This window comes from Brevundimonas sp. UBA7507 (assembly GCF_002478355.1).
Classification (GTDB): domain Bacteria; phylum Pseudomonadota; class Alphaproteobacteria; order Caulobacterales; family Caulobacteraceae; genus Brevundimonas; species Brevundimonas diminuta_D.
On record NZ_DLNP01000014.1, the window covers coordinates 41228 to 57018 of the forward strand.

Annotated in this window: 19 protein-coding genes; 10 read left to right on the forward strand and 9 right to left on the reverse strand. The window is 67.6% G+C overall.

Translation table 11 applies throughout. From position 1 onward, the window contains the following. The first annotated feature begins 176 nt into the window (after positions 1 to 176). Positions 177 to 2273 carry a S46 family peptidase gene (locus B3D50_RS10820; RefSeq protein WP_286951183.1) on the forward strand — a complete coding sequence of 699 codons (2097 nt, stop codon included), beginning with the start codon at positions 177 to 179 and terminating at the stop codon, positions 2271 to 2273. Next, entirely contained in the window at positions 2270 to 2797 is a 528-nt protein-coding gene (locus B3D50_RS10825; RefSeq protein WP_286951185.1) for a GNAT family N-acetyltransferase, read from the forward strand. Before B3D50_RS10820 ends, B3D50_RS10825 begins: the two co-directional genes overlap by 4 nt. A gap of 175 nt (positions 2798 to 2972) precedes the next feature. Here the strand turns inward: B3D50_RS10825 and pgsA are convergent, their stop codons facing one another. The 5 genes from pgsA to B3D50_RS10850 all read right to left on the reverse strand — a co-directional run bounded on the left by pgsA (position 2973) and on the right by B3D50_RS10850 (position 7189). Then, entirely contained in the window at positions 2973 to 3599 is a 627-nt protein-coding gene (pgsA, locus tag B3D50_RS10830) for a CDP-diacylglycerol--glycerol-3-phosphate 3-phosphatidyltransferase (protein WP_003166118.1), read from the reverse strand. 77 nt (positions 3600 to 3676) lie between these two features. Continuing rightward, positions 3677 to 4291, reverse strand: coding sequence for a carbonic anhydrase (locus B3D50_RS10835; protein ID WP_269298723.1), 615 nt, complete (start codon positions 4289 to 4291; stop codon positions 3677 to 3679). A 54-nt stretch (positions 4292 to 4345) separates the two neighbouring features. Beyond that, positions 4346 to 6244: an excinuclease ABC subunit UvrC gene (uvrC, locus tag B3D50_RS10840; protein ID WP_286951191.1), complete on the reverse strand. Its 1899-nt coding sequence runs from the start codon at positions 6242 to 6244 to the stop codon at positions 4346 to 4348. Between the two features lie 16 nt (positions 6245 to 6260). Then, on the reverse strand, positions 6261 to 6707 hold the full coding sequence (locus B3D50_RS10845) for a DMT family transporter (RefSeq protein WP_003166115.1): 447 nt from the start codon (positions 6705 to 6707) through the stop codon (positions 6261 to 6263). Positions 6708 to 6715: 8 nt separating this feature from the next. Then, complete coding sequence (locus B3D50_RS10850; protein WP_286951193.1) at positions 6716 to 7189, reverse strand: NUDIX domain-containing protein; 474 nt, start codon at positions 7187 to 7189, stop codon at positions 6716 to 6718. 79 nt (positions 7190 to 7268) lie between these two features. On the opposite strand from B3D50_RS10850, the gene B3D50_RS10855 reads away from it, so the two are divergent. The 8 genes from B3D50_RS10855 to B3D50_RS10890 all read left to right on the forward strand — a co-directional run bounded on the left by B3D50_RS10855 (position 7269) and on the right by B3D50_RS10890 (position 11024). Continuing rightward, positions 7269 to 7976, forward strand: a complete 708-nt coding sequence (locus B3D50_RS10855; RefSeq protein WP_286951195.1) for a DUF6624 domain-containing protein — start codon at positions 7269 to 7271, stop codon at positions 7974 to 7976. A gap of 8 nt (positions 7977 to 7984) precedes the next feature. After that, positions 7985 to 8116 carry a hypothetical protein gene (locus B3D50_RS10860; protein ID WP_286951197.1) on the forward strand — a complete coding sequence of 44 codons (132 nt, stop codon included), beginning with the start codon at positions 7985 to 7987 and terminating at the stop codon, positions 8114 to 8116. A gap of 31 nt (positions 8117 to 8147) precedes the next feature. Beyond that, positions 8148 to 8885 carry an SDR family oxidoreductase gene (locus B3D50_RS10865; RefSeq protein ID WP_286951199.1) on the forward strand — a complete coding sequence of 246 codons (738 nt, stop codon included), beginning with the start codon at positions 8148 to 8150 and terminating at the stop codon, positions 8883 to 8885. Between the two features lie 80 nt (positions 8886 to 8965). Further along, complete coding sequence (locus B3D50_RS10870; protein ID WP_286951201.1) at positions 8966 to 9502, forward strand: 6-pyruvoyl trahydropterin synthase family protein; 537 nt, start codon at positions 8966 to 8968, stop codon at positions 9500 to 9502. After that, positions 9499 to 9888 carry a dihydroneopterin aldolase gene (gene folB / locus B3D50_RS10875; protein WP_286951203.1) on the forward strand — a complete coding sequence of 130 codons (390 nt, stop codon included), beginning with the start codon at positions 9499 to 9501 and terminating at the stop codon, positions 9886 to 9888. The genes B3D50_RS10870 and folB overlap by 4 nt, the downstream gene beginning before the upstream one ends. Positions 9889 to 9945: 57 nt before the next feature. Continuing rightward, positions 9946 to 10320, forward strand: a complete 375-nt coding sequence (locus tag B3D50_RS10880) for a serine/threonine protein kinase (protein WP_286951204.1) — start codon at positions 9946 to 9948, stop codon at positions 10318 to 10320. 13 nt (positions 10321 to 10333) lie between these two features. Next, complete coding sequence (locus tag B3D50_RS10885; RefSeq protein ID WP_286951206.1) at positions 10334 to 10708, forward strand: hypothetical protein; 375 nt, start codon at positions 10334 to 10336, stop codon at positions 10706 to 10708. 25 nt (positions 10709 to 10733) lie between these two features. Continuing rightward, positions 10734 to 11024, forward strand: a complete 291-nt coding sequence (locus B3D50_RS10890) for a GNAT family N-acetyltransferase (protein WP_003166106.1) — start codon at positions 10734 to 10736, stop codon at positions 11022 to 11024. 131 nt (positions 11025 to 11155) lie between these two features. On the opposite strand, the gene B3D50_RS10895 is transcribed toward B3D50_RS10890, so the two are convergent. The 4 genes from B3D50_RS10895 to uvrB form a co-directional block, all read right to left on the reverse strand. Continuing rightward, complete coding sequence (locus B3D50_RS10895; protein WP_003166105.1) at positions 11156 to 11482, reverse strand: hypothetical protein; 327 nt, start codon at positions 11480 to 11482, stop codon at positions 11156 to 11158. Between the two features lie 113 nt (positions 11483 to 11595). Further along, complete coding sequence (locus tag B3D50_RS10900) at positions 11596 to 11781, reverse strand: hypothetical protein (protein ID WP_286951208.1); 186 nt, start codon at positions 11779 to 11781, stop codon at positions 11596 to 11598. Positions 11782 to 12645: 864 nt separating this feature from the next. Next, positions 12646 to 12996, reverse strand: a complete 351-nt coding sequence (locus tag B3D50_RS10905) for an endonuclease domain-containing protein (RefSeq protein WP_286951209.1) — start codon at positions 12994 to 12996, stop codon at positions 12646 to 12648. Positions 12997 to 13187: 191 nt separating this feature from the next. Next, positions 13188 to 15503 carry an excinuclease ABC subunit UvrB gene (uvrB, locus tag B3D50_RS10910; protein ID WP_286951210.1) on the reverse strand — a complete coding sequence of 772 codons (2316 nt, stop codon included), beginning with the start codon at positions 15501 to 15503 and terminating at the stop codon, positions 13188 to 13190. Positions 15504 to 15791: the final 288 nt, after the last annotated feature.

A 15791-nucleotide genomic window follows, 5' to 3' on the forward strand; every position in this document is an offset into this window, starting at 1 on the left:
GTCTCGTTTCGCCATTCGCTGAATCTAGACTTGCGAACGCGCCCTGTGAATGCGCCCGGCAGGGGTTGCGGTTTCACTCCAGGTTCTGTTCAGACTGACCGCAAGGCGGCTCTGGCTTCCAGAAGCCGCAACCTGGGCCTCGACGACGGTCGAGGCGGCGACGCCGAGGATACTTCATGCGCCCTGCTCACACCCTTTCGCTTTTCGCCTCGGCCGCCGTCCTGGCCTTCGCCGCCGCTTCGTCGGCCCAGGCTGAGGAGGGCATGTGGACCTATGACAACTTCCCGATCGCCCGCGCCAATCAGACGCTGGGCACCAGCATCGACCAGGCCTGGCTGGACCGCGTCCGCCAGTCCTCGGTGAAGTTCGGCGGCTGCTCGGCGGGCGTCATCTCGGCCGAGGGGCTGGTGATGACCAACAACCACTGCGTCGCCACCTGCGTCGCGAACCTGTCCACGCCTCAGCTGCAATACGCCGAGACCGGCTTCACGCCCAAGAGCCGCGAGGAGGAGCTGAATTGCCCCGGCGGCTCGGCCGAGATCCTGACCGACATCACCGACGTCACCGCGCGTGTGCAGAAGGCCGGCGAGGGCCTGGACGGCCAGGCCTATACTCAGGCGCGTGAGGCCGAGGCGGGCCGCATCGAAACCGAAGCCTGCGGGAACGACCCCAAGATCCGTTGCCAGGTCGTCAGCCTGTATCGCGGGGGTCAGTTCAAGCTCTACAAGTTCCGCAAATACTCCGACGTGCGCCTCGCCTGGGCGCCGGAAGACCGCGCCGCGACCTTCGGCGGCGACCTGGACAACTTCTCCTTCCCGCGCTTCGCCATCGATGCGGCCTTCATCCGTCTGTATGAAGACGGCAAGCCCGCCGCGACGCCGACCCACTTCACCTGGAACCCGAACAAGCCGACCGAGGGCGAGCCCGTCTTCGTCACCGGCAACCCCGGCTCGACCCAGCGCCTGCTGACGCAGGCCCAGCTGATGACCATCCGCGACGTGGTGCTGCCGCTGGATCAGCTGATCGCGTCGGAGCTGCGCGGCCGTCTGATCCGCTATTCGGAAGAGGGCGAGGAACAGGCCTTCATCGCCATGGACCCGATCGTCGGCGTCGAGAACACCTACAAGCGCGGACGCGGGCGCATGGCCGCCCTGATCGACCCGGCCTTCATGGACCAGTTGGCCGGTCAGGAGACCGTCTTCCATCGCCGCGTCGCCGAGAATGAAGCCCTGTCGGCCGAAGTCGGCGATCCCTGGGCCGCCCTGGCCGAGGTGCAACCGATTGCGCGCGAGCTCTATGCCCCGATGGCCCTGCTGGAAGGCGGCACCGGCATGGGCACGACCTCGGTCGCGGGCGGCTCGCCGCTGTTCAACTGGGCGCGGGCCATCGTGCGCGGGGCCCAGGAACGCGCCAAGCCGTCGGACCAGCGCCTGCCCGAGTTCGCCGACAGCCGTCTGCCGGGCGTGCAGTCCAGCCTGTTCGCCGAGCGCCCGACCTATCCGGAACTGGAGCAGATCCGTCTGGAGTGGTGGCTGTCCAAGACCCGCGAATGGCTGACCGTCGACAGCCCATACGTCCGCACCCTGCTGGGCAAGGAAAGCCCCGAGGCCCTGTCCGCGCGTTTGATCGAGGGCACCAGGCTGGCCGATCCCGCCGTGCGCCGCGCTCTGTGGGAAGGCGGTCTGCCCGCCGTCCAGGCCTCGACCGATCCGCTGATCCAGTATGTCCTGGCCATTGACGCCGACGCCCGCGCCGTCCGCACCGAGTGGGATGACAAGGTCAAGGCCCCGACCGATCGCGCCTCCGCGCAACTGGCCGCCGCCCGCTTCGCCGTCTTCGGCGACGCGGTCTATCCGGACGCCACCGGCACGCTGCGCCTGACCTACGGCCGGGTCGAGGGCACGGATGTTCCGGGCCAGCGCATCCCTGCCTTCACCACCTTCGCGGGCCTGTGGGACCGGGCGACGGGCGCCGAGCCTTTCAACGTCGCGCCCAAGCTGCTGGCCGCCAAGGACCGAATCGACCTCAATGCGGTGATGAACATGGCCGTCTCGTCCGACACCATCGGCGGCTCGTCGGGTTCGCCCGCCGTCAACGCCAAGGGCGAGATCATCGGCGCAAACTTCGACTCCACTGTCCTGACCCAGCGCAACGCCTACGGCTATGACCGCAACGTCAACCGCAGCGTCATCGTCACCACCCAGGCCGTGACCACGGCCCTGCGCGACGTCTACGACATGGATCACCTGCTCAGCGAACTGGGCGTCCAGTGAGCGAAGCGACCTTCCGTCCCGCCGCGCCGGACGATGTTCCGGCGCTGCACCGTCTGATCGAGAGCGCCTATCGCGGCGACAGCGCCAAGGCGGGCTGGACCCATGAAGCCGATCTTCTGGGCGGCCAGCGCACGGATGAGGCGGAGCTGCGCGACATCCTGGCCGATGCGTCGCGGGTGCTGCTGCTGGCCGAGATCGACGGCGTCCTGACCGGCTGCGTCCAGGTGGCCAAACAGGGCGAAGGCCTAGCCTATCTCGGCCTGCTGACCGTTGATCCGCGGCGCCAGGCGGGCGGTCTTGGTCGTTGGCTGATCGCCGCCGCCGAAGCCGAGGCGATCGACCGTTTCGGCGCGAAGTGTATGGAGATGACGGTCATCCGGCAGCGTGGGGAGCTGATCGCATGGTACGAGCGGCGCGGCTATCGTCTGACCGGCGAGACGCGGCCGTTTCCGCTGGACGACGAACGCTTCGGCTTGCCTCAGACGCGCGAACTGGAGTTCGTGGTGCTCGAGAAGGCGCTCTGACGTCCTTCTCCCCTTGAGGGAGAAGGTGGGTGCCGAAGGTGCTCGGATGAGGGGTGTGAGCGCGACGGCAAGAAAAAAGGGTGCAGGCTGCGGAGGCTGAATTTCAACCCGCGCCGCCGACACCCCTCGTCCGTCAGGCTCCGCCTGCCACCTTCTCCCACAAGGGGAGAAGGGCTTACAGATCGCGCATCTGTTTCTGGGCGGCGCTGAAATACTGCCAGCCGGTCCACAGGGTGACGATGGCGGCCAGCCAGATCAGGGCGTCGGAGAACAGCTGGAAGGCGGGCAGGTAGTCGAACGGCAGACCCCAGCCGTCCCAGTTACGGGCGAACAGCTGGCAGCCCAGCGCCACCATCTGCAGCGTCGTCTTCCATTTGGCGGCCAGGGTGACGGGCAGGTTGATGCGCCCAGCCATGGTTTCACGCAGCGCCGAGACTGCGAACTCGCGGAACAGGATCAGGCCGCAAGGGATGATGATCTGCTGCACCGAGCCGCTCGTCAGAACGCCCAGCACGGCGCCGGTGACCAGGATCTTGTCGGCGATTGGGTCCAGGATGGCGCCCCAGCGCGTGGTGGCGTTCCAGCGGCGGGCCAGGTATCCGTCGATCCAGTCCGTCGAGGCGGCGATGACGAAGATCCAGAAGCCCGTCCGGTACATGGCGAACTGATCGTCGGGGCTCAGCCAGGCCGAGACGAAGGGGAAGCCACTGGTCGCGCCCGCCAGCAGCAGGAACATGACGATCCCGGCCGCCAGCCGCAGGCTGGTCAGGATGTTGGGGATGGCTTTGTAGGCAGGGGCCATGACGTCTTCCGTTGCAACACGCCGGGTGTGCCACGGTTCGCGGCCAGAGGCGAGGGCGCCGCGCCGGACCGAACGTCTCAGTCCAGGCGCTCGAACCGCTTCGCGCTCGTCAGCTTGGTCAGGATGCCGGCGGCGATGCCGAAGTGCAGGCCGCTGAGACGCAGTTCGCCCGCCGCTTCCTTCTCGGCGATCCAGGGGAAGGTGCGTAGGTTGTCCAGGGACAGGCGCACCACGGCCTCCTCGGCCACGGTCTCCCGATCGTCGGCGGGAACGCCTTCCAGGGCGGCGCTGACGGCGGGCACGCCCTGAGCGACCCAGGGAGCGACGAAGTCCTGGCAGTTGGAAGGGGCGCCGTTCATCATGGCGTTCACCCCGCCGCACGAGGCGTGGCCCATGACGACAACGTGTTTGACCTTCAGCACATTGACGCCGAACTCCAGCGCCGCCGAGACGCCGTGCAGCTTGCCGTCCGGCTCATAGGGCGGGACCAGGTTGGCGACGTTGCGCACCACGAACAGCTCGCCCGGCGCCGTGTCGAAGATCAGGGCCGGGTCGGCGCGGCTGTCGGAACAGGCCACGACCAGGGTGTGCGGCTTCTGACCGTTGGCGGCCAGGGCTTCATATTCGGCGCGTTCGGACGGCCACCGGTTCTGGCGGAAGCGGTGATAGCCCTTGGTCAATTCGTTGGTCATGAGGCGCTTCCTAAACCCGCGACGGTTGGTCGCTCAACCGCAAATGCATGTGTTTCACGACTTGTGAAAGAAGCCGTGGATGCGCTCGGCCAGCGACTGATTGACGCCGTCCACCTTGACCAGATCGGCGACCGAGGCGCGGCTGACCCCCTTGGCCGAGCCGAAGGCGTGCAGCAGGGCCTTCTTGCGCCCCGGCCCGACGCCCTCGATTTCGTCTAGCGGGTTCTTCTTGATGTCCATGGAGCGGCGCTTGGCGTGGGCGCCGTTGGCGAAGCGGTGCGCCTCGTCCCGCAGCCGCTGGATGTAGTAGAGGGCCGGGCTCTTCAGGGGCAGCATGAAGGGCGGCTTGCCGGGCATGAAGAAATGCTCCTTGCCCGCGTCGCGGTCCGGCCCCTTGGCCACGCCGACCACGGCGATGTCGTCGACGCCCAGATCGGCCATGACGGCCAGCACCTCGGCCAACTGGCCCGCCCCGCCGTCGACCAGCAGCAGGTCGGGGCGTTCGACCGCCTCTCCGGCCTCCTCGTCCTTGACCAGCTTGCCGAAGCGACGACGCATGACCTCGCGCATCATGCCGTAGTCGTCGCCGGGCGTCAGGTCTTCGCCCCGGATGTTGAACTTGCGGTACTGGTTCTTGCGGAAGCCCTCCGGCCCCGCGACGATCATGCCGCCAACGGCGTTGGTCCCCTGAATATGGGCGTTGTCATAGACCTCGATCCGCTCGGGCCGGGCGTCCAGACCGAAGGCCTCGCACACCTCGTCCAGAATCTTCGACTGGGCCGAGTTCTCGGCCAGCTTGCGGCCCAGCGCCTCGCGGGCGTTGGTCAGGGCGTGGTCGACCAGACTGGCCTTGCCGCCGCGTTGGGGGCGGGCGATCTCGACCCGGTGTTCGGCCTTCATGCTGAAGGCTTCCTCCAGCAGTTCCAGCTCGTGCGGGCGGACATTGGACAGGATCAGGCGCGGGACCGGCTTGTCCTCATAGAACTGGCCCAGGAAGGCGGCGAGGATTTCCGGGTCGCTGTCGCTCTTGTCCACGCGCGGAAAATAGGCGCGTCCGCCCCAGTTCTGGCCCGCGCGATAGAAGAAGACCTGGACGCAGGCCTGACCGCCTTCGGAATGCAGGGCGAATACGTCGGCCTCGGCCACCCCGTCGGCGTTGACGCTGCTCTCCATGGCGATGGCCGACAGGGCGCGGATGCGGTCGCGCACGCGGGCGGCGGTCTCGAAGTCCAGGTCGTCCGACGCCGCCTGCATCTCCTGCGACAGGCGGCCGATGACGGCGCGCGACTTGCCGCGCAGGAACTGCTCCGCCTCGGTGACCAGATCGCCGTAATCTTCGAGCGAGATCAGGCCGGTGCAGGGCGCCGAGCAGCGCTTGATCTGGTGCAGCATGCAGGGGCGGGTGCGCGTCTCATAGACGCTGTCCGAACAGGAGCGCAGCAGGAAGGCTTTCTGTAGCGTGTTCAGCGTGTGATTGACCGCCCAGGTCGAGGCGAAGGGGCCGAAATAGTCGCCGGGAATGGTGTGGGCGCCGCGATGCTTGCGGACCTGGGGCGCGCGGTGGTCGCGGCGGATCATCAGCTCGGCGAAGGACTTGTCGTCGCGCAACAGGACATTAAAGCGCGGCTTCAGCTTCTTGATGAAGTTCGATTCGAGCAGCAGGGCCTCGGTCTCGGACGCCGTGACCACCAGCTCCACCGAGCGGGTCAGCGACACCATCAGGCCGATGCGCTGGGTGTGGAAACGCCCTTGCGCATACTGGACCACCCGCTTCTTCAGCGACTTGGCCTTGCCGACATAGAGGCAGGCGCCGTCCTCGCCGTACATGCGATAGACGCCGGGCTTGTCGGGCGCGCGCCGGGCCTCGTCCGCGATCAGTTCGGCGGCCTGAAGCGGAAGGGCGTTCGCCTGCGAGTCGGGCGTCCCCGGGATGTCGGGCGTCGGGTCGGTCATCAGGCGGGATATAGGCTCAGCCGCGCCGGACCAGAAGCACCCCGCCGATCACCAGCAGCACCCCGGCGATGCGGGTCAGGCTGATCGGCTGCTGCGGCACGCCCATCACGCCGAAATGGTCGAGGATCAGGCTCAACGCCAACTGGCCCGCCACCATCAGGGTGATGGTCAGCGCCACGCCGATCTTGGGCACGCCCCAGGCGGCGGCCACCACGAAGACGCAGCCGTACAGGCCGCCCAGCCAGGCCCAGGCGGGCAGGGCCTTCATCGCCTGCACGTCCGGCCGCGCCTGCAGCGTCACGGCGACGAGGGCCAGGGCGACGGTTCCCACGAAGAAGGAGACGAGCGCCGCATTGACCGGCGATCCCACGGCGCTGGCCAGCCGCGCATTGGTCGGTCCCTGCAGGGCGGTGGCGGCGCCGCCCAGGATCATGGCCAGCAGGGCGAGGACGGGAAGCTGCATTGATGGTCTCACCAGTTCGGATCGGGCGCGGCGCCGCCGAAGATTTCGGCCAGGCGATCGCGGGTGGCGCGGGTCGTGTCCTCGGGCAGGGCGTCCGGACGGAACCAACCGATCTCGGCGATCTCGCCGTGGCTGGTCCGCTCGGTCAGGTCGAAGGCGTCGATGCGGAAGACCAGGACGTGATCCCCGGGAAAGAAGCGTTCGTTGGAGTGAACCGACAGCAGGCGCGGTTCGCTCCTGACGATCAGTCCGGCCTCCTCGCGCAGTTCGCGGATGACGGCGCCTTGCGTCGTCTCGCCCTTGTCCACCCCGCCGCCGGGCAGCCACCAGCCCGCCAGATAGGTGTGCTTGACCAGCAGGACGCAACCCCCTGCGTCGACCGCGACGCCGCGCACGCCCAGCGTCATGCCCCGGCTGATCCGCGACCAAGCGAAGAACAGCGGCCGGGTGAAGGGTTCGATGCGAGTGCGCCAGGTGGTCATTCGGCAAGCATGGCATGGCGGATGGTAAGGCGCACCATGGCTTGTGGTAGTCTGCTATGAAGAAGAACGGGGGGCGACGATGTTGCTGGCGGCGGTCATGTTGGGGCTTCAACTTCAGGCGCTTTCGCCTGAGACGCAGGAAATCATCGCGCCAGTGAGCATGGCGATTGAAGAGGTGCGCGCGCGGCACGCCCTCCTTGGGACGGCGCTTGACGACAGGGCGCGCCTGGAGCGGATGGGGGAGTTGGATCAGGCGGGACGGCAGGTCATTACCCGCTTGGATTTCTCGCGCATACCGGACACGGAGCGCATGGCGGCGGTTCGAGCTGCGGGAGCAGTGATCGAAGCGGTGGACCAGGAAAATCAGCAGGCGCTGCTGGCGATGACGCCGCCCGAAGGCTGGTTTTTGAAAAGTCGATATGGCGACAAAGCCTCTGCGGCTGCTTTCCACATTATCCAGCACTCGGACGAGGGTCTGTGGCGGCGTTTCCTTCCCGTACTGGAGCCGCTGGTCGCGACGGGCGAAATCGACGGTCAGAGCTACGCCATGATGTTTGATCGCTTGGCGACATCCGAGGGACGGCCCCAGCGCTATGGGACGCAGTTTCGTTGCGACAACGGCAAATGGCGGCCCTATCCGATCGAGAGTGTCGAAGACTTGGAGGCTCGCCGCGAGGAGATGGCCTTCCCCGTCCCCTTCGCCGACTATCGCGCGCACTTTGAAAGTCAGCCGCAATGTCCGCAGACCTTGACGCCCCCTCCGCCCGGCATGGTCGTTGACGACTGAGCCATGGCTTGAACGGGGGCGCGCTTGCCCCTATTCGGGGGCGGAACAGGAGACCCATCATGCTGGCCATCGCCACCATCTTCGCCTTCATCGCCGTCGTCGCCGCCTTCAACTACTTCGAGTTCGGCCGGGTTGACTGAGCCGAGGTCGGCTGACGCCCCTTCGAAGGGCGTGGCGCTGGTCACGGCCGCCTCGCGCCGGATCGGGGCGGTGCTGGCGAAGGCGGCGGCCCAGGCGGGCCATGACGTCGTCGTCCACTATCGCTCGGACGCGCAAGGCGCGCAGGCCGTGGTCCATGCCATCGAGGCCATGGGGCGGCGCGCCGTCGCCGTCCAGGCCGAGCTGACGGACGCCGGGGCGCGGACCGCCCTGATGGATCAGGCCGCCGCCTTCGGGCCGTTGCGGGTGCTGGTCAACAACGCCTCCCTGTTTGTTTATGACCAGTTGGAGACCTTCCTGGAGGCGGATCTGCGCCTCCATCACGAGGTCAACGTCCTGGCGCCCCTGGCCCTGATCCGCGACTTCGCCGCGCGTCTGCCTGAAGGGGACGAAGGCGTGGTGGTCAATATGCTGGACTATAAGGTCACGGCGCCGAACCCCGACTTCTTCTCCTATACCGTCAGCCGCGTGGGCATCGCCCATATGACCGGAGCCCTGGCGCTGGCCCTGGCGCCGCGCATCCGCGTCTGCGGCATCGCGCCGGGTCTGACCCTGCCCTCGGCCGGCTGGCCCGAGGCCGATTATGAGGCCGGGGCTGAGGCCACGCCGTTGAAGCGGCCGGTGGCGGTCGAGGATCTGGCGGCCGCCCTGACCTTCATCCTGACGGCGCCCAGCCTGACGGGGCAGAACCTGGTGGTGGACGCCGGCGCCGGCCTGACCCGCCGCGACCGCGATCTGGAGTTCGCCTGAGGGAGGGCGTTCGCCGCCACATGACCTTTATTTGCCGATAAGTTGGCGCCTTAGCTGCCGCCGTTCATTCTGAGACCTTCATGCCCGTTGTCCGTTTCACTCGCCGCTTCTCGATGGCGCACCGGCTGATCGCCGATGCGGGGTCGAAATGCGCCGTGCCGCATGGGCACAATGAGTTCGTGACGGTGACGCTGGAGCCGACGGCCGAGATCGATTTCGGCGGAGCCAATTACGCGGCTTCGTTCGAGCGGCTGAAGGCGCGCTGGCACGGCTTCGTCGACCGCAGTCTGGACCACGCCTTCCAGCTGAACCGCGCCGACCCCCTGCTGGCCTGGTTCCAGCAGCATGAGCCGCACCGCCTGAACCAGGTGCTGACCGTGGACGGCGATCCGACGACCGAGGCCCTGGTCATCGCCCTGTGGCGCAAGCTGGAAGCCATCCTCAAAGCCGAAGGCCTGCCCTTCCGCCTGGCCGAGCTGGCCATCGAGGAGACGCCGACCAACACCGTCCTGACGCGCGGCCTGACCGAGGCGGAGCGGGCCTGGGAACTGGGCGCCTGGTGCGACCGGGCCGATTTCAGCATCAATGATCTTCTGCCGTCGGAGACCTGGTCTTGAGCGCCGTCGTCACCCCCCTGCCGTCCGTCGAGCCGCGCCGCCTGGGCCTGAAGGTCATGGTCCGCGCCCTGAAGGTCGAGGCCTCCATCGGCTTCTACGATCATGAGCATGGGCGGCTGCAGCCCCTGGTGGTGGACGTCGCATTGGACCTGGGCGCCGCCCCGGTCGAGCGGCTGGCCGATACGCTGGATTACGACGGCGTGGCCCGCATCGTGCGCGAACTGGCGGCGGGGCCGCACATCGCCCTGATCGAGACCTTCGCCGAGCGCGTCGCCGTCGCCTGCCTGGCCGATCCCCGCGTGCAGAGCGTCGTCGTGCGGGTCGAGAAGCCTGGCGCCATTCCCGATGCGGCGGCCGCCGCCTGCGAAGTCGCCTATTCCCGCTGAGGCCGGTTGCGCGGGATCGTCCGTCCCGCCATCATCCCAGCCTGACAAGAGGTTCCGATGGTCCAGTCCGGCGATTACAGCAGCAACAGCGGCGGCGAGGTCACGGCCGATCTGGCGGGCCTCTATGCGGGTTACGCCTTGATCCTGCTGGCGGCGCCGACCTTCGGGGCGGCGGCGGCGATCGGCCTTCTGCGCGTGTGGCGCCGGGCCGCGCCCGCCGATCCCATGCTGCGCAGCCACTTCGTCTTCCAGCAGCGGACCCTGTTGGCGGCGGTGTGCGCCATCATCGCCGGCGCAGTGCTGATTCTGGTCAACGTCGGGGTCTTCGTCCTGTTCGTCATGGCGGTCTGGACCATCGTGCGCGGCGCTCTGGGGCTGAAGGATCTGCTGACCGGGCGGCCCATCGCCGAGCCGCGTCGTCTCTTCTACTGAAAGGCCCGCCGTCATGAGCGATCAGAACACCGCCGCGCCGGTCGCGGGCCGAGACGGCGCCGTGGTGGCGTGGATCCTCTACATCCTGTCGATCCCCAGCGCGAACGTGCTGGTGCTGGTCGGGCTGGTGCTGGCCTATGTGAACCGGGGTTCGGCGACAGGGCTGGCGGCCCAGCACGTCGAGGCGCAGATCAGGCTGTTCTGGTCGGTGTTCTGGATCAGCGCCGTCCTGTGGGTGTTGTTCATCATCGGCCTCGTCACGTCGCCTTTCTTGATCGGCCTCCCGGTTCTCCTGGTCTCCGGACTTCTTTTGCTGCTGGTGTCGATCTGGTTCACGGTGAAAAGCGTTCTGGGGCTGCTGGCCCTGCTGAGCGACCGGCCGGCCTGAACTGATCCATTCGGGAGGAGCCGCCGTGCCCGCCTTTAAAGACCATGCGGCCGACCGCCGCTTCCAGCAGATGTTCGCCGACGCGGACGGGACCGAGCATCCGGTCTGGGCCGAGTATGCGGTGCGCGGCCGCGCCCGCGTCATCCTGCACGTCGAGGCCCACCCGGCCCTGCGCGGCGCGGGGGCGGCGGGCCGTTTCATGCAGGCCCTGGCCGAGCACGCCCGCGCCGAGGGGCTGACCCTGATTCCCCATTGCAGCTACGCCGTGGCCTGGCTGAAGCGCCATCCCGAGTACGAGGACGTCCTCGGTTCTTAGCGGGCCGCGGTCAGAAGGCTGCGCCTTGTGGCTGCTTCGCGCCGCCCTGCGGGTCGACCCGACGCGGCCCGGCGCTTCGCGCAGGCGCTCAAGTAGCGAGCGACCGCGTCGCGAGCGATAGCGCCCCTAAATTAAGGATGACTTTTCGCCACGATGGCCTTCATGGTCTCGGCCTTGGCGGGCAGATCCTGGACCAGGCGGGCGGCCAGTTCGCGGGCGCCGACGGGATAGGCGTCGCCGCCGTCGGCGATCTCCTTGGCCATGTCGGCGGCCTTGCACAGGGCGGCTTCGAGGGCCTCGACCTGTTCGAGCGCCAGGGCGCGGGCTTCGGCCTGCAGGCGCTTGACCCGTTCGGCGGTGGTTTCGGGCGCGCGCATCAGGTCATAGACCTCGGCTTCCGGCGAGGAGACCACGCGCAGGGCGGCGCGGGCGTCGGATTCATTGCTGGACTTGGTCATCGAGTCTCTCCTGAACGCATCATGCCGCATTTTCGCCGCAAGGTCGCATCCCATTTTGCGGCCAAGCTCGAGGGCGCGCGGCCATGTTGCCCGTAAGCCTCATGATCCGGGCCTCATGAATCGGGGATGAAGGGCGGCGTCGCCCAGCGCGCGCGACGCCGCTCGGCGATGGCCCACAGGTGGTCGATGCGGCTGGCCAGCTCGCGTCGCAGCCGACGCTCCTCGGCCGGATGCAGGGGGCGGTCGTCGTCGGGGACAGGCGGGGGCGCAGCGGCGCGCGGCGGTCGGGGACGGGTCATGGGGGTCTCTTTCTCTTTGCTGAACAGTCGGCGCAGGCGTTCCTTCTCCCACAAGAGGAGAAGGAACGCGGATGGCCGCCGCGCCTTTCGGCGGGCGGTTGGAGGGCTGGGCGGAGCGCCGGGCCGACGCCCGGAGTGTGATGTGTATTACCGTTTCGACGCCGACAGACGCTCCGCGCGGACGGGCTTCCACGAGCTCGGGGCAGGCGCCGGTCTTATCGGCTACCCCCGGCGCCCGCGGCGGGCGGGGGCCTGCTTGCGACAGGCCTCCCGGAACGGTCCGCGTAACCCCCGCGACCCTGGCCGGAACCTCTCTGACGGACGGGTCGAACGCCCCGTCGCTAGGCCCCGTCGGCTTCTTGTCTTGCTGCTGTGGTCTATCGCGCTTGCGCGCTACTTGAGACCACGGGGCGAAGGTTCAGGCGTTCGCCCTGGCTCCGTCCGCTGCATCTGTGAACCGCGCGCCAGAGCCCGCCGCGACCTGTCCGCTGGGCTCTGCCCTTGACCGGAGACCGCGACGGACGCCGCGCGGTCCGACAAGAACCCCGCTCCATCCGCTCCCGCCGCCCGCAAGGTCGCAGGCCTCACGAGCCCTCCATGCGACGGAACGAGGGCAGGGTGGCATGGGAGCGAGGTAGGGCGGGCTGAAAGGGGATGGCGGAGGGGGAAAGGCGGGAAAATGCCGGGGTTGGGGCGAGGAGGTTGGCGGGTTCGTCCTTCTCCCCTTGTGGGAGAAGGTGGCGGCCGAAGGCCGACGGATGAGGGGTTTCTCACCCGAGGACGAAGGCGATCGGCCAATCACAGCGAGACCCCTCATCCGACCTCGCTCCGCTCGGCCACCTTCTCCCGCAGGGGGAGAAGGGATTAGTCGCGCGTCAGCTTTTCATCGGCCGTCGCGATGATCGCCGCCAGCACCTCGTGGGGGCGGTTCTCGATCTGCGGGTTGGGGAAGCGCAGCACCTGAAATCCTTGACCGCGCAGCCAATCGTCGCGGGCGGCGTCCTCGGCGCGCGCATCGTGCTGCGGGCCGTCGGCCTCGACGATCAGGCGATGCCGCAGGCAGACGAAGTCGGCGACGTAGCGCCCGATCACGACCTGCCGTCGGAATTTCAGCCCCTCCAGCCGCCGGTCCCGCAGGATGGCCCACAGCCGCCGCTCATAGAGGGCGGGTTTGCGACGCATCGCCTTGGCGCGAGAGTGCAGCCAGTCGTTCATACGGCGAGGCTAGCCCGTGTCTCGGTTGCCGAAAAGCGTCCCTTCTCCCCCTGCGGGAGAAGGTGCCCCGCAGGGGCGGATGAGGGGTTTCTGGCGGTTGAGTGAAGGCCGGTTGTCGGCAGGCGTTGCGAGACCCCTCATCCGTCAGCCTTCGGCCGCCACCTTCTCCCGCAGGGGGAGAAGGAAGGCTCCTACCGCCCCTTCCTGAACGCCTCCGCCTTCTCGGCCGCAGCCTCCTTGCGCCAGCGTTTGGGGGCGGACCTGTCGACCTCCTCGCCCGCGCCCGTCAGGGCTTCGTTGGCGAACTCGAGGTCGAGGAGCTTCATCTTCTTGATTTCGTCGCGGAGGCGGGCGGCTTCCTCGAACTCGAGGTTGGCGGCGGCGTCGCGCATGCGGCCTTCCAGATCCTTGAGGGCGGCCTGGAAGTTGGAGCCGACGAAGGGCTTGGCCTCCTCGGCGACGCCGGGGCGGGTCAGGCGGTCCAGGTCGCGGGACTCATAGGGGCTCTCGAGGATCTCCTTGATGTCGCGCTTGACCGTCTCGGGCGTGATGCCGTGTTCGAGGTTGTAGGCCTGCTGCTTCTCGCGGCGGCGGTCGGTCTCGGCGATGGCGCGCTCCATCGAGCCGGTCATGCGGTCGGCGTAGAGGATGACGCGGCCGTCGACGTTGCGCGCCGCGCGGCCGATGGTCTGGATCAGGGAGGTTTCCGAACGCAGGAAGCCCTCCTTGTCCGCGTCGAGGATGGCGACCAGGCCGCACTCGGGGATGTCGAGGCCCTCGCGCAGCAGGTTGATGCCGATCAGCACGTCGAATGAACCGAGGCGCAGGTCGCGCAGGATCTCGATCCGCTCCAGGGTGTCGACGTCGGAGTGCATGTAGCGGACGCGCACCCCCTGTTCGTGCATGTATTCGGTCAGGTCTTCGGCCATCTTCTTGGTCAGGGTGGTGACCAGGGAGCGGTAGCCGGCGCGGCTGGTCGCCTTCACCTCGTCGATGACGTCGTCGACTTGGTTTCGGGTCGCGCCGGAGACGGGGCGGATCTCGACCGGGGGATCGATCAGGCCGGTGGGGCGGATGACCTGTTCGGTGAAGACGCCGCCGGTCTTGTCCAGCTCCCAGGCGCCGGGGGTGGCCGAGACGAAGACGGTCTGGGGCCGCATGGCGTCCCATTCCTCGAACTTCAGCGGGCGGTTGTCGATGGCCGACGGCAGGCGGAAGCCGTACTCGGCCAGGGTCGATTTGCGGCGGTAGTCGCCGCGATACATGGCGCCGATCTGGCCGACGGTGACGTGGCTCTCGTCGACGAACAGCAGGGCGTTGTCGGGGATGTATTCGAAGAAGGTCGGCGGCGGCTCGCCCGGCGCGCGGCCGGTCAGCCAGCGGCTGTAGTTCTCGATGCCGGCGCAGGAGCCGGTGGCCTCCATCATCTCCAGATCGAAGCGGGTGCGCTGCTCCAGCCGCTGGGCCTCCAGCAGCTTGCCGTTCTCGACCATCCAGTCGAGCGTCTCCTTCAGCTCGGCCTTGATGCCGTTGACGGCCTGATTCAGCGTCGGGCGCGGGGTGACGTAGTGGCTGGCGGCGTAGACGGTGACCTCGTCCAGCGCATTGGTCTTCTTGCCGGTCAGGGGATCGAACTCGTCGATGGCCTCGATCTCGTCGCCGAACAGGCTGATGCGCCAGGCGCGGTCCTCGAGGTGGACGGGGAAGATCTCCAGCGTGTCGCCGCGCTTGCGGAACATGCCGCGCTCGAAATGCAGGTCGTTGCGCTTGTACTGCAGGGCGATCAGGTCGGCGCGCAGCTTGGCCTCGTCGATCTGGTCGCCGACCTTCAGGTTGAAGGTCATGGCGGTGTAGGTCTCGACCGAGCCGATGCCGTAGATGCAGCTGACCGAGGCGACGACGATGACGTCGTCCCGCTCCAGGATCGCGCGGGTGGCGGCGTGGCGCATCCGGTCGATCTGTTCGTTAATCGACGAGTCCTTCTCGATGTAGGTGTCGGTGCGCGGGACGTAGGCCTCGGGCTGGTAGTAGTCGTAGTAGCTGACGAAATACTCGACCGCATTGTCGGGGAAGAAGGCCTTGAACTCGGAATAGAGCTGGGCCGCCAGCGTCTTGTTGTGGGCCAGGATCAGGGCCGGGCGCTGGGTCTGTTCGATCACCTTGGCCATGGTGAAGGTCTTGCCCGAGCCGGTGACGCCCAGCAGCACCTGTTCGCGATCGCCCGCCTCGGCCTGGGCCACAAGCTCGGCGATGGCCGAGGGCTGGTCGCCGGCGGGCTGGTATTTCGTCTCCAGCCGGAAGGGGATGCGTTTCTTGTTGGTCGGCCGGTCGGGGCGGTGAGGCACCCAGTCGGCCGGGGCGGCGGGCGCTTCCTCGGGCGTCAGGCGCGGGCCGTTCACGGGCGCGAACATCGGCATGCGGCCGTGGTCGAAGGCGACCGGCGCCTCCTGCATCCCCGGATTAGGCGTGTGAACGGACTTGGTCGGTTTCGCGGGAGAACGGGCCATGAACATCAAGGTAATGCGCGCGCGTGCAAGGCGCTAGGCCCGGCGGGGCGAGGCGGGGCCAGAATACGCGAGCGCGCCACCACAGGTTGAACTCACATGCGCCACAGTCACGCTTTCATGTCGCCGTAAATGAGGCGAATTCAACTTATTCAGAACATATTTGAGCAAAATGTGGTCGAAAAGGACGAGATAGCGGTCCGAACTCGGCCTTTGCGCGTCAAAAATGCCTCATAATTTCTCCTAACAATGATTTTTTGAAAGAAATTGGTTGATGCTGTGACGCCCCAG

Excerpts from the sequence above, each read along its gene's own strand:
- B3D50_RS10820 (WP_286951183.1), top strand. The coding sequence starts at position 177 with ATGCGCCCTGCTCACACCCTTTCGCTTTTCGCCTCGGCCGCCGTCCTG.
- pgsA (WP_003166118.1), bottom strand. The coding sequence starts at position 3,599 with ATGGCCCCTGCCTACAAAGCCATCCCCAACATCCTGACCAGCCTGCGG.
- B3D50_RS10835 (WP_269298723.1), bottom strand. The coding sequence starts at position 4,291 with ATGACCAACGAATTGACCAAGGGCTATCACCGCTTCCGCCAGAACCGG.
- uvrC (WP_286951191.1), bottom strand. The coding sequence starts at position 6,244 with ATGACCGACCCGACGCCCGACATCCCGGGGACGCCCGACTCGCAGGCG.
- B3D50_RS10845 (WP_003166115.1), bottom strand. The coding sequence starts at position 6,707 with ATGCAGCTTCCCGTCCTCGCCCTGCTGGCCATGATCCTGGGCGGCGCC.
- B3D50_RS10850 (WP_286951193.1), bottom strand. The coding sequence starts at position 7,189 with ATGACCACCTGGCGCACTCGCATCGAACCCTTCACCCGGCCGCTGTTC.
- B3D50_RS10855 (WP_286951195.1), top strand. The coding sequence starts at position 7,269 with ATGTTGCTGGCGGCGGTCATGTTGGGGCTTCAACTTCAGGCGCTTTCG.
- B3D50_RS10870 (WP_286951201.1), top strand. The coding sequence starts at position 8,966 with ATGCCCGTTGTCCGTTTCACTCGCCGCTTCTCGATGGCGCACCGGCTG.
- B3D50_RS10880 (WP_286951204.1), top strand. The coding sequence starts at position 9,946 with ATGGTCCAGTCCGGCGATTACAGCAGCAACAGCGGCGGCGAGGTCACG.
- B3D50_RS10885 (WP_286951206.1), top strand. The coding sequence starts at position 10,334 with ATGAGCGATCAGAACACCGCCGCGCCGGTCGCGGGCCGAGACGGCGCC.
- B3D50_RS10895 (WP_003166105.1), bottom strand. The coding sequence starts at position 11,482 with ATGACCAAGTCCAGCAATGAATCCGACGCCCGCGCCGCCCTGCGCGTG.
- B3D50_RS10900 (WP_286951208.1), bottom strand. The coding sequence starts at position 11,781 with ATGACCCGTCCCCGACCGCCGCGCGCCGCTGCGCCCCCGCCTGTCCCC.
- B3D50_RS10905 (WP_286951209.1), bottom strand. The coding sequence starts at position 12,996 with ATGAACGACTGGCTGCACTCTCGCGCCAAGGCGATGCGTCGCAAACCC.
- uvrB (WP_286951210.1), bottom strand. The coding sequence starts at position 15,503 with ATGGCCCGTTCTCCCGCGAAACCGACCAAGTCCGTTCACACGCCTAAT.